10 protein-coding genes and 1 pseudogene are annotated in these 11,839 nt (G+C 63.4%); 5 read left to right on the plus strand and 6 right to left on the minus strand.

What is annotated here, in order from left to right; all coding sequences use genetic code 11:
• Positions 1-258 precede the first annotated feature (258 nt).
• Entirely contained in the window at positions 259-1,815 is a 1,557-nt protein-coding gene (locus I8N66_RS19975; protein WP_291156972.1) for a DEAD/DEAH box helicase, read from the plus strand.
• A 108-nt stretch (positions 1,816-1,923) separates the two neighbouring features.
• Here the strand turns inward: I8N66_RS19975 and I8N66_RS19980 are convergent, their stop codons facing one another.
• The 3 genes from I8N66_RS19980 to I8N66_RS19990 form a co-directional block, all read right to left on the minus strand.
• Positions 1,924-2,802, minus strand: coding sequence for a DMT family transporter (locus I8N66_RS19980; protein WP_291156974.1), 879 nt, complete (start codon positions 2,800-2,802; stop codon positions 1,924-1,926).
• A 183-nt stretch (positions 2,803-2,985) separates the two neighbouring features.
• Positions 2,986-3,441 carry a GyrI-like domain-containing protein gene (locus I8N66_RS19985; RefSeq protein ID WP_291156976.1) on the minus strand — a complete coding sequence of 152 codons (456 nt, stop codon included), beginning with the start codon at positions 3,439-3,441 and terminating at the stop codon, positions 2,986-2,988.
• An 82-nt stretch (positions 3,442-3,523) separates the two neighbouring features.
• Positions 3,524-4,393 carry a LysR family transcriptional regulator gene (locus I8N66_RS19990; protein WP_291156978.1) on the minus strand — a complete coding sequence of 290 codons (870 nt, stop codon included), beginning with the start codon at positions 4,391-4,393 and terminating at the stop codon, positions 3,524-3,526.
• Between the two features lie 81 nt (positions 4,394-4,474).
• On the opposite strand from I8N66_RS19990, the pseudogene I8N66_RS19995 reads away from it, so the two are divergent.
• The 4 genes and pseudogenes from I8N66_RS19995 to I8N66_RS20010 all read left to right on the plus strand — a co-directional run bounded on the left by I8N66_RS19995 (position 4,475) and on the right by I8N66_RS20010 (position 8,976).
• Positions 4,475-5,557, plus strand: a pseudogene (locus I8N66_RS19995) (putative sulfate exporter family transporter).
• 235 nt (positions 5,558-5,792) lie between these two features.
• Complete coding sequence (locus I8N66_RS20000; RefSeq protein ID WP_162768607.1) at positions 5,793-7,187, plus strand: circularly permuted type 2 ATP-grasp protein; 1,395 nt, start codon at positions 5,793-5,795, stop codon at positions 7,185-7,187.
• 3 nt (positions 7,188-7,190) lie between these two features.
• Positions 7,191-8,129, plus strand: coding sequence for an alpha-E domain-containing protein (locus I8N66_RS20005; RefSeq protein ID WP_291156980.1), 939 nt, complete (start codon positions 7,191-7,193; stop codon positions 8,127-8,129).
• Between the two features lie 16 nt (positions 8,130-8,145).
• Positions 8,146-8,976: a transglutaminase family protein gene (locus tag I8N66_RS20010; RefSeq protein ID WP_291156982.1), complete on the plus strand. Its 831-nt coding sequence runs from the start codon at positions 8,146-8,148 to the stop codon at positions 8,974-8,976.
• 92 nt (positions 8,977-9,068) lie between these two features.
• Here I8N66_RS20010 and I8N66_RS20015 read toward each other — a convergent pair whose 3' ends face one another.
• The 3 genes from I8N66_RS20015 to I8N66_RS20025 form a co-directional block, all read right to left on the minus strand.
• Positions 9,069-9,671, minus strand: a complete 603-nt coding sequence (locus I8N66_RS20015; protein ID WP_291156984.1) for a hypothetical protein — start codon at positions 9,669-9,671, stop codon at positions 9,069-9,071.
• A gap of 237 nt (positions 9,672-9,908) precedes the next feature.
• Positions 9,909-11,654: an L-arabinonate dehydratase gene (gene araD / locus I8N66_RS20020; RefSeq protein ID WP_291156986.1), complete on the minus strand. Its 1,746-nt coding sequence runs from the start codon at positions 11,652-11,654 to the stop codon at positions 9,909-9,911.
• 54 nt (positions 11,655-11,708) lie between these two features.
• The coding region (locus tag I8N66_RS20025; protein ID WP_192341192.1) for an aldehyde dehydrogenase family protein at positions 11,709-11,839 on the minus strand (131 nt) is incomplete at its 5' end.

The raw sequence follows: 11,839 nt of genomic DNA on the forward strand, positions 1-11,839 counted from the left end.
TTTTGGGGCCAAAACGACGACATGGTGCCCAGCGTCACCTTCCGGCCGCCGCGTGAGCGCGCCCTCGGCAACACAGAAAGCCGTGAAGAAGGAAAAGCGCACCCATACGCCCAATGCGGCGACAGCACAGGCGCTTGACGACTTTTTTCTTAACCCACAAGTTCCCAATTCACGCGGGGTTCTTGACGCCGAACGACACCGGAACAGCAGACTGCGGTTCCGGCGAATGCGTTTGGCGCCCCCAAAAGGTATATGCATTTGTCCACCTTTAAAGATCTTGGTCTTTCTGAACACATTCTGGAGACCCTGTCTGCCAACGGCTTCGAAAAGCCGACGCCGATCCAGGCGCAGGCCATTCCGCTGGTGTTGAAGGGCAACGACCTGATCGGTCTCGCGCAGACCGGCACCGGCAAGACCGCCGCCTTCGGCCTGCCGATGATCGAAAAACTCGTTGCTGAGGGCCGACGTCCTGACCCGCGCAACATTCGTGCCCTGGTGCTCGCGCCGACCCGCGAACTGGTCAACCAGATCGCAGCCAACCTCAAGCTGTTCGTCAAGAAGTCCCCGCTGAAGATCGGCGTTGTCGTCGGCGGCGTCTCCATCAACAAGCAGACCGAGCAGCTCGCCCGCGGCGTCGACATCCTGGTCGCAACCCCGGGCCGCCTGCTCGATCTCGTCAACCGCAAGGCCGTGACGCTGACGCAAGGGCGCTACCTCGTGCTCGACGAAGCCGACCAGATGCTCGACCTCGGCTTCATCCATGACCTGCGCAAGATTTCCAAGCTGGTGCCGAAGAACCGCCAGACGCTGCTCTTCTCGGCCACCATGCCGAAGCAGATCGCCGAACTTGCCGGCGAGTACCTGACCAACCCGGTCAAGGTCGAAGTCACGCCTCCGGGCAAGGCGGCCGACAAGGTCGAGCAGTATGTTCACTTCGTTCCCGGCAAGGACCTGAAGACGACCATCCTCAAGAAGACCCTCACCGAGAACCCGGACGGCCTGTCGCTGATCTTCAGCCGCACCAAGCATGGCGCCGAAAAGCTGATGAAGCACCTCGACCACGTCGGCTTCAAGGCTGCCTCGATCCACGGCAACAAGAGCCAGGGTCAGCGCGAACGCGCGCTCAAGGCCTTCCGTGACGGCGAAATCCGCGTGCTCGTTGCGACCGACGTTGCCGCCCGCGGCATCGACATTCCCGGCGTCACCCACGTCTACAACTACGATCTGCCGGAAGTTCCGGACGCCTATGTGCACCGCATCGGCCGTACCGCACGCGCCGGCCGCGACGGCATCGCGATCGCGTTCTGCGCCCCGGATGAAATCCGCCTGCTGCGCGACATCGAGAAGCTGATGGGCATTTCGATTGCCGTTGCCAGCGGCGAAGCGCCCGCCGATCAGGCGCGCGCTGCCAAGGGTCGCAGCGGCCGTGGCAACAACGGCGCTGGCCATCGCAAGGGCAATGGCGGCGGCCAGCACCAGAACGGCGGCCGTCCTGCGCGCCGTGAGCGCCCCGCCGGCGAACCGGTTGCCGCCACCAGCGGCTTCACCGGCGACGACCTGCTGCGCGACGAACGCCGCCCGCAGAAGCAGGAGCGCCGCGACCACCGTGCCGCAGGCCATCCGCACCAGGACGGGCGCGGTGAAGGCAACCGCAACCACGAAAGCAAGAAGCACCATGGTCGCCCCGGCCAGAAGCAGGGCGAACGGCGCGACCGCAACCAGGGTGCCCGCAACGAGAACCGTGGCGGCGAGCGCCGCGAGGGCGGCCAGGGCATGCGCCGCGGCGCCGGCGGCAATCGCGGCCACCAGGGCTAAGCCTCTTCAAACAAACAAGAACGGCGGGTCGTTTGGACCCGCCGTTTTCGTTTTTGGTTTCTCGGATGTCGGGATCGCAAACCGCCGCACGCTTTTGCGCGGCACGCTTTACGCCTGCGGCTTGCGGTTGGTGAGATAGACGCCGGCAACGGCGATCACGGTTCCGATGATCATCGGCAGGGTCAGCGCCTCGCCGAAGAAGATTGCCGCTTGCACCGCGGCAAGCGGCGGCACGAGATAGATCAGCGACGCCGCGCGCGACACCTGCCCGCGCCGGATCAAATAGAGCAGCAGCGCGATCGCCCCCATCGAGAGCCCCAGCACAGACCAGGCGAGCGACAACGCGATCTGGAGGTTCCAGGTCACGTGCAGGTCTTCCAGCATCAGCGCCAGCGGAATGGTGACGATCAGCGCGCCGAGATATTGCAGCGCTGCGATGGTGCGGATGTCGCCACTCTGCAGATGGCGCTTCTGGTAGAGCGTGCCATAGGTGACGGCACCCATGCCGAGCACGTTGATGATGACAGGCAGGAAGTGCACCGGTGTCGTACCCGTGTCGATCGCCAGCACTTTCGGCAAAACGGCAAGGGCGATGCCGAAGAAGCCGAGCACCAGCCCGAGCTTCTGCTGCATGCTCAGGCGCTCGTCGATGACGAAGGCTGCGGCGACTGCGGTCATCAGCGGCTGCAGGCCGGCAATAATACCGGAGATCCCGGCCGGAACCCCCTCGCCGATCGCCCACCAGACAGACCCGAGATAGAGCCCGTGCAGGAACATGCCCGACACCACGGCGTGGCCCGCCATCGACCACGACTTTGGCCAGCGGGCGCCGGTGGCGATGCAAAACAGAATGAAGAGCACGATCGCCAGTGTGTAGCGCAGCACCAGAAATGTGAGCGGATCAGCGTAGGCCGCGGCATATTTTGCGACGACCCAGCCGGTAGACCAGAGCAGAACGAAGATGGCGGGAGCCAAGCGGGCGAGCATGATGGGCCTATCGGAATGACGATGGCGGTGGATAAAGCAGCGCAGCGCGCCTTCTGGAATGGCTCCAGCCGCTGTAACACTTTGATCTGCCGCAGATTTCGGCTCAAATCCCTCGGATTTAAGCACACATGCAAGTATCCGCGGCCGCATTGATGGTCAAAGCAATTTTTCTGATGGCAAGCATCAGCCGATCGGCACCATCAGCCTGAGCGAGGAAAGCGACAGCGAGACGAACCCGGCCTCGTACTCCTCGCGGTAGTGCAGCAAGGCGGTGTCGACCGCATGGCCTTCGGCCGCGATCCAGTCGAACATTTTCTGGTAGTGCGCAAAGACGTCGCCGCTATCAGGGTTATGCAGGGCGGTGACGAAACGCATGGCCGGCAAGTCGACATGTCCCGGATGGACCGTCGTCTCCGCCTTGTCCGACACATAGCCGACGAGATAGCGGAAGCCATCCGGGCGGTCGTTCCAGGAAAGGCCGACCAGGGCACCATGATCCCTGGGATGGAGGCGCCTATGATGCTCCTGCATTTCGGCGATCAGCCGACGCACCGCGCCATCGGCTGCCTCGCCGAAGGTTCCTTCCCAGAATGCGCCGGCAATACGCTCAGCAGGTCTTTCCACGATTTCGAACGCCATGATTACCTCTTCAACCGGAGGATCCTGAAACGATTGCCTGGTTCTCCCGCTCCGCGATCGCAGCAGCGAAACGGAATTGGGCTCAAAGCAGTTCCACGAAGGCACGCGCCGCGTGGCTGAACTGCCTCTCGCGATGGGTCAGCAGCTCGAAGCTGCGCTCCGCCAATTCGAAAGGCAACTCGATCAACCGGCCGCTATCAACGAAGGGCTGGGCGGCAAGCCGGGACACCGCCGTCACGAAGGGTCCACTCCCCACCGCCGTCAGTACCGCTTCATTCGAGGGCAGTTCGAGCTCGACCCTGAGCCGGTCGAGGTCTGCTCCGTGATCCTCCATCGACTGCAGGAACATCGCCCGCGTACCGGAGCCTTCTTCGCGCAGCACCCAGCGCGCCGCAAGCAGCATCTCCAGATCGACCGGCGCGCCGACGAGCGGATGGGAGGGCGAAGCATAGACGGCGATACGATCGACCGCGACGCGGCGGTGGTCGAGCTTGGCGCCATCGACCCGGCCCTCCACGAAGCCGAGCTGTGCTGTCCCCTCCTCCACTGCCTCGGCAACCACGGCCGTATTGCGCACGGTGAGTTTCACGTCCACCTGGGGATAGTCATGGGTGAAGCGGGCGAGGCGCGCCGGCAACCAGTAGCTTGCGACCGTCTGGCTGGCGGCAATCGAGAGTTCGCCGCGGCGAAGCTGCGAGAGATCGCGCAGGCAGGCGGTGGCGGCCGCTGCCCGAGCGAGCACCGCCTTGGCCTCCGGCAGGAAGACCTTGCCGGCATCGGTGAGCGTGAGCCCGCGGCCAACGCGATCGAACAACCGCACGTCGTGCTGGGTCTCGAGCGCGGCGATGGCAGCACTTGCCGCCGACTGGGTGACGTTCATCGCCTCGGCGGCTTTGGTCATGTGCAGGCGCTCGGCGACCGCGACGAAGATTCTAAGCTGATCGAGTGTCATGGCAGATCAATCTCAAAAATCGATCAGAATGACAAGAATAATCCGTTAGACTGATTCGTGGATCGGCGTAGGTTGCACGCCATGTCCAGATTGCATTCCACACTCCACTCCTCATTTTCCTCCTTCTTTTCCCGCATGACGTGCATTCTTCAGGGACTTTTCCTCTGCTGTCTCGTCGCGCTCGCAGCCATCGGCCTTGAGTGGATCGAGTGGCACTGGACGGGACGGGCCTGGCTGGAAGCCCTCGTTCTTGCCATTCTGCTGGGCGCCATCGTCCGCACACTCTGGACACCCGGCAACTGCTTCCTCTCCGGCATCCACTTCTCTGCGAAGATCCTGCTGGAAACCGCAATCGTCCTGATCGGCGCAATGCTGAGCTTCGATGCGATCGCCGCGAGCGGACCGACCCTGCTCGTCACCATCGTCATCATGGTAATGCTGTCTATCTCCACCGGTTATCTGATCGCACGCATGCTCGGCCTGCCGAAACGCCTGGCGACGCTGATCGCCTGCGGCAACGCCATTTGCGGCAACTCCGCCATAGCCGCCGTTGCGCCGGCGATCGGCGCACGCGGCGAAGAGGTCGCAGCCGCCATCTCCTTCACCGCCATTCTCGGCATCGCCGTCGTCCTGTCTCTGCCGTTCGTTGGCGGCTGGCTCGGCATGACGCCGCAGGGCTACGGCGTCTTTGCCGGCATGACCGTCTACGCCGTGCCGCAGGTGCTGGCAGCGGCCAGCCCCTTCAGTTCGCTCTCGGTCCAGGTGGGCACGCTCGTCAAGCTCGTGCGCGTGCTGATGCTCGGCCCCGTCGTCTTCTGTTTCTCGTTGATCGGCGGCCGCAATGCCGACATCGAACCGCTGCCGGGCAAATGCCGGAAAGCCGGACGGTTTGCTGCCATCGCCCACTTCGTTCCCTGATTCATCCTCGGCTTCCTGGCGGTGGCCGTTGCCCGCAACAGCGGCGCAATCCCCGATGTCGTTGCAACCGGCGCCGTGAAGGTCTCCACCTGGCTGACCGTCATCGCCATGGCCGCCCTTGGCCTGGAGGTGGACATCCGCACGCTCGCCAATGCCGGCCCGCGCGCCAGTGCCGCCGCCCTGCTCTCGCTTCTCGTGCTCTGCATCCTTTCGGCACTCGCGATCGCCTGCCTCGGCCTCGGATAGCACCGGGAACCCACGCTCAATTTTAGAGCACGTGCATATTTTGTAGCCGCTCGTCCGCCGCGGCCTTCGCCGGCCAGACGCCGGTGCCGCGTTGTTGGGCAGTTTTTGCCGCGAATAGGCGCCTGGATCGGTGCCAACTTTCTTTTCGGGCGACTGAGCACGCTTCTTGCATTGCAACCAGCGTTGTACTCAAATGGTCAAAAATAAGGGGACCACGCCTTTGGCATTTGACGAAATGATGAATGCGGACAGCAGTCCGCGCCAACCATATTCGACCTATCATGATTGGTATGCCAGCCAGGACAGAAATCGGCTCATAGCGAAATCCAAAGAAGCCGAGAACATATTCCGGAAAACCGGCATCACCTTCGCGGTCTACGGACACGCAGACAGCTCCGAAAAACTCATCCCCTTCGACCTCATCCCCCGCATTATTTCCGGCCGCGAATGGCGCAAGCTCGCCCAGGGCATCGAACAGCGGGTCATCGCGCTCAACGCCTTTCTCGACGACATCTACCACAAGCAGGAAATCATTCGCGCCGGCCGCATCCCGCGTGAACTGATCGAGAAGAACGTGGCCTTTCTGCCGCAGATGATCGGCTTTAGGCCGCCGGGCGGCGTCTACACCCACATCGTCGGCACCGATATCGTGCGCACCGGCGAAGACCAGTTCTACGTTCTCGAAGACAATGCGCGCACCCCGTCCGGTGTCAGCTACATGCTGGAAAACCGGGAAACGATGATGCAGATGTTCCCGGAGCTCTTCCATCAGAACCGCGTGCGCCCGGTCGAGAACTATCCTTATCTCCTGCGCCAGAGCCTCGCTTCGCTCGCCCCTCCCGGCTGTAGCGGCAAGCCCCGCGTCGCCGTGCTGACCCCCGGCATCTACAATTCCGCCTACTACGAACACGCCTTCCTTGCCGACCAGATGGGCGTCGAGCTGGTCGAGGGCTCGGACCTGCGCGTCATCGACGGCAAGGTGAAGATGCGCACCACCCGCGGCTACGAGGCGATCGACGTGCTCTACCGCCGCGTCGACGACGACTTCCTCGATCCGCTCACCTTCCGCCCGGATTCGGCACTCGGCATTCCCGGCATCATGGATGTCTACCGCGCCGGCAACATCACCATCGCCAATGCGCCCGGCACCGGGATCTCGGACGACAAGGCGATCTATTCCTACATGCCCGAGATCGTCGAGTTCTATACCGGCCGCAAGCCGCTGCTCGAAAACGTGCCCACCTGGCGCTGCTCCGAGCCACAGAGCCTGAAATACGTGCTCGAACATCTGGAAGAACTGGTGGTCAAGGAAGTCCACGGCTCCGGCGGCTACGGCATGCTCGTCGGACCGACGGCGACGAAGAGGGAGCGCGCGGTCTTCGCTGAAAAACTGAAGGCCCGCCCCACCAACTACATCGCCCAGCCGACGCTCTCCCTCTCCACCGTACCGATCTTGGTCAACAAGGGTATCGCGCCACGGCACGTCGACCTTCGCCCCTATGTCCTCGTCTCCGACAAGGTCCAGATCATCCCCGGCGGCCTGACGCGCGTGGCGCTGAAAGCCGGTTCGCTCGTCGTGAACTCCAGCCAGGGCGGCGGGACCAAGGATACCTGGGTGCTGGAGGACTGAGAGATGCTGGGAAGAACTGCAAACGGTCTCTACTGGATGTTCCGCTATATCGAGCGGGCGGAAAACAGCGCCCGGCTGATCGATGCCGGCCTGCGCATGGCTTTGACCCGCAGCGAGGCAACCGAGGGCGATTGGGACGGCGTGCTGCAAAGTGCCGGTGTGCGCGAACTCTACGACGAGGTACACGATACGCTGACCAGCAGCGACGCGATCGACTTCCTGCTGCGCGACCGGGCCAACCCGTCAAGCGTCATGTCCTGCATCGAGGCGGGACGTCACAATGCCCGAATGGTGCGCACGGCACTTACCCGCGAAACCTGGGAAGCCACCAACGAGTGCTATCTCGAGATGAAGGCGATGCTCTCGAAGAAGGCGCGTCCGACCGACATGCCGGAGATCATCGACACGATCAAGCGCCGCGCCGGTCTGATCCGCGGCGCCTTCCATGGCACGATGCTTCGAAACGAGATCTTCAACTTCTCGCGCATCGGCACCTTCATCGAAAGGGCCGACAACACCGCCCGCATCCTCGACGTAAAGTACTACGTGCTGCTGCCGGCAGTCGCTGCCGTCGGCTCGTCGATGGACAATGTGCAGTGGGAATCGATCCTGCGCTCGGTCTCGGCGCACCGCGCCTATGGCTGGGTCTATGACGCCGAGCTTCGTCCCGCCAACATCGCCGACTTCCTGATTTCCAACGGCCGCATGCCGCGCTCGCTGGCCTATTGCTACGAAAAGATCGCCAGCAACCTCGGCTATCTCGAACGGGAATACGGCGAACGCCACGCCGCCCATGACACCGCCGACCGCACGCTCGCATCGCTGCGCAGCCAGTCGATCAAGGACATCATGGACCAGGGGCTGCACGAGTATCTGGAAGACTTCATCAGCCACAACAACCGTCTGGGACAGGAAATCTCCGACGGCTATCGTTTCAACTGAGTTTCGGGAGGACAGCATGCACCTGAAAATCAGCCACACGACCGAATACCATTACGACGAAGCCGTGCAGTATGCGTTGCAGCGCCTGCGGCTGACGCCCCTGACTCAGGTGGGCCAGACCGTGCTCGGCTGGGAGACCCTCGTCGATGGCGCCGCGATCGAAGTGAGCTACGACGACCACTTCGGCAACCGGGTTCACCTCGTCAGCGTCGACGGCGACCGCGAGGCGATCCGCATCACCGCGTCCGGCGAGGTTCACACCGAGGACCGCGCCGGCGTTTTCGGACCGCACCAGTCCTATGTGCCGCTCTGGCTCTATGCCCGCGAGACGCCTTTGACCAAGGCGGGCAAGCTCATCCGCGAACTGGCGAAATCCGCCGAGGGCGATACCGACCTCGCCCGTATGCACGCGCTCATGGGAACGATCCACGAAGCGGTGGAATACAAACCCGGCGAGACCCACGCGGAAACGACGGCCGAGGATGCGCTGGAAAGCGGCAGCGGCGTCTGCCAGGACCACGCCCATATCCTGATCGCGGCAGCGCGCTCGCTCGATCTGCCGGCGCGCTACATTTCGGGCTATCTGATGATGGAAGGCCAGCCGGACCAGACGGCGAGCCATGCCTGGGCCGAAATTCATTTGAACGGCCTCGGCTGGGTCGGCTTCGACGCCGCCAACAAGATCTGCCCCGACGACCGCTATGTGCGCGTTGCCTCGGGCCTCTGCTATCGCGATGCGGCCCCGATCTCCGGGCTCATCCATGGCGAAGCCAAGGAGACGCTGAGGGTCTCGGTGACGGTCGAGCAGCAGCACGGCCAGAGTCAGAGCCAGTCGCAAAGCCAGTAGTCTCTGCGTCAGGGACCTTGGCGATGGGGCGCAATCGACGCCCCATCGCAAGTTGGCAACCCGCCACAACGCCAAGCCGCCAACGCTTGTCCCTAGCGCGAGGCGCTCGCCTGCAGGATGCGGCAGAGCGAAACCAGTCCGCTGTCATAGCCGCCGCTGACGACATCGCGGCATCGCTTGATCAGCTTGACCCGTTCTGCACTCGACAGGCCGTTGAAGGCCGAAAGCGAGGCGCCGGGCGAAACCGCCCCGCCGGAACTGCCACCGGCGCCGCCACCGGTGCTGCCGCTGCCGGCGTTGACGTTGAGGCCGGCCGTCAGGCCACGTCGGCCACCGACACTGGCGTCAACCGAAGCGTCGAGCCCGTTGTCACCGCCAAGGGCGACATCGGCATCGGCGTTGATGCCGTTGCTGCCCCCGACGCTCGCCTGCGCATCAGCCTTCACGCCGCGCGGACCGCCGACCGACGCATTGGCGTCCGTGTTGACGCCGCTGGCACCGCCGAGCGACGCATCGACGTCGGCATTCAGCCCATTCGAGCCTCCGAGGCCCGCATTGGCGTTGAGCCCGTTCGCTCCGCCGACGGACAGGCCGATACCGAGACCCCCGCGCTCCGCGCTTTGGGCATATACTGGCGCAGACAAAGCCACCGTCGCAAGAAGACCCAGCGACAACGCAAGAACATTCTTCCGCATGATCGTCCTCCTCTCAAGCTTAGGGCCAAAATGACCCTGACTAGGAGGAGACGTCGGAAGATCACGTCTGGTTGCGCGCGCTCTACCGCAAGTCGAAGGTTTTGCAGGTTGTAGATAATGCAATCCGAAGACGCGCAACGATTGCGCGTCTTTTTGAAACGACTGTCGTTCGTCCAGGTAAAAATGGAAATGCCGCACCGATAAAGCGGTGCGGCATCACACTTCGGCGAAGACTATTTAGTGACTGTCGCGGTTCATCGGAATTTCCGCGCCACGCGGGCCGACGAGGAAGTCCAGATCAGCACCCGTGTCAGCCTGCATAACCGTCTTGACGTAGAGGCCTCCATAGCCGCCACCAAGCGGCTTCACCGGCGACACCCAGGCCGCGCGGCGGCGGGCGAGTTCCTCGTCCGAAATGTCGAGGTGAATGCTGCGGGCCGGTACGTCGACGGCGATCATGTCGCCGTTTTGCACAAGCGCCAGCGGGCCGCCGTCGGCCGCTTCCGGTGCCGTGTGCAGGATGACCGTGCCATAGGCCGTACCGGACATGCGCGCATCGGAGATGCGGATCATGTCGGTGATACCCTTCTTCAGCACTTTCGGCGGCAAGCCCATGTTGCCGACCTCAGCCATGCCCGGATAACCCTTCGGGCCGCAATATTTCAGCACCATGACGCAGGTCTCGTCGATGTCGAGATCTTCGCTGTTGATGCGGGCGTGATAGTCCTCGATGCTCTCGAACACCACGGCGCGGCCCTTGTGCTGCATCAGATGCGGCGAAGCGGCGGAAGGCTTCAGCACGCAGCCCTTGGGCGCCAGATTGCCGCGCAGCACCGCGATGCCGCCGGACTTGGTCAGTGCCTTTTCGCGTGGCACGATCACGTCGTCATTATAGTTGACGACATCCTTGACGCCGTTCCAGATCGTGTCGCCGGTGACGGTCACAGCATCCTTGTGCAGGAGGCCCATTTCGCCGACGGCCTTGATCACGACCGGCAGACCGCCCGCATAGTAGAACTCCTCCATCAGGTACTTGCCCGATGGCTGCAGGTTGACGATCGTCGGCACGTCGCGGCCAAGACGATCCCAGTCATCGAGCGTCAGATCGACACTGATGCGGCCGGCAAGCGCCAGGAGATGCAGAACCGCGTTGGTCGAACCGCCGACGGCACCGTTGACGCGGATGGCGTTTTCGAAGGCCTCCTTGGTCAGGATATCCGAGGGTTTCAGATCCTCTTTCACCATGTCGACGATACGGCGGCCGGAGAGCTGGGAGATCACCCGGCGGCGCGCGTCGACGGCGGGGATCGCCGCATTGCCGGGAAGCGTCATGCCGAGCGCTTCGGCCATCGACGCCATGGTGGACGCCGTGCCCATGGTCATGCAGCTGCCAGCCGAACGGGCCATGCCCTGTTCTGCATCCATGAACTCTTCCAGCGACATCTCGCCGGACTTCACCATTTCCGAGAACTGCCAGATCGCCGTGCCGGAGCCGACATCCTTGCCGCGCCACTTGCCGTTCAGCATCGGGCCACCGGAAACGAGGATAACCGGGATATCGACGCTGGCAGCGCCCATCAGCAGGCTCGGCGTGGTCTTGTCGCAACCGCCGAGCAGCACGACGCCATCGACCGGATTGCCACGGATCGCCTCTTCGACGTCCATCGCCGCAAGATTGCGGAACATCATCGCCGTCGGACGCAGCGTGCTCTCGCCGACGGAGAACACCGGAAACTCGACCGGGAAGCCGCCAGCCTCGTAGACGCCGCGCTTCACCCGTTCCGCAAGGTCACGCAGATGCGCGTTGCACGGCGTCAGCTCCGACCAGGTGTTACAGATGCCGATGATCGGACGGCCGTCGAACGTGTCTGCCGGCAAGCCCTGGTTCTTCATCCAGGAGCGATGCATGATGGCATTCTTGCCCGTACCGCCGAACCAATCGTGCGAGCGCAACTTGCGCGGCCACTCAGCTTTCTTCTTCATCTTTTCCTTCCTTGAGCGGCCCGCATCGATCCCGCGGGCCCATGGACGGCGCCCTTAAGCCAGGGTGTAGGCCGTCTTGACGGTTGTGTAGAATTCGGCGGCGTAGCGGCCCTGCTCGCGCGAGCCGTGGGACGAGCCTTTGCGGCCGCCGAAGGGCACGTGGAAATCGACGCCCGCGGTCGGCA

This window comes from Ensifer sp. SSB1 (assembly GCF_016652895.1).
Taxonomy (GTDB): domain Bacteria; phylum Pseudomonadota; class Alphaproteobacteria; order Rhizobiales; family Rhizobiaceae; genus Ensifer.

Bases quoted from the DNA above. Each gene is read 5' to 3' on its own strand.
- I8N66_RS19980 (WP_291156974.1), bottom strand. From the start codon at position 2,802: ATGCTCGCCCGCTTGGCTCCCGCCATCTTCGTTCTGCTCTGGTCTACC.
- araD (WP_291156986.1), bottom strand. From the start codon at position 11,654: ATGAAGAAGAAAGCTGAGTGGCCGCGCAAGTTGCGCTCGCACGATTGG.
- I8N66_RS19990 (WP_291156978.1), bottom strand. From the start codon at position 4,393: ATGACACTCGATCAGCTTAGAATCTTCGTCGCGGTCGCCGAGCGCCTG.
- I8N66_RS20000 (WP_162768607.1), top strand. From the start codon at position 5,793: ATGATGAATGCGGACAGCAGTCCGCGCCAACCATATTCGACCTATCAT.
- I8N66_RS20015 (WP_291156984.1), bottom strand. From the start codon at position 9,671: ATGCGGAAGAATGTTCTTGCGTTGTCGCTGGGTCTTCTTGCGACGGTG.
- I8N66_RS20005 (WP_291156980.1), top strand. From the start codon at position 7,191: ATGCTGGGAAGAACTGCAAACGGTCTCTACTGGATGTTCCGCTATATC.
- I8N66_RS19985 (WP_291156976.1), bottom strand. From the start codon at position 3,441: ATGGCGTTCGAAATCGTGGAAAGACCTGCTGAGCGTATTGCCGGCGCA.
- I8N66_RS20010 (WP_291156982.1), top strand. From the start codon at position 8,146: ATGCACCTGAAAATCAGCCACACGACCGAATACCATTACGACGAAGCC.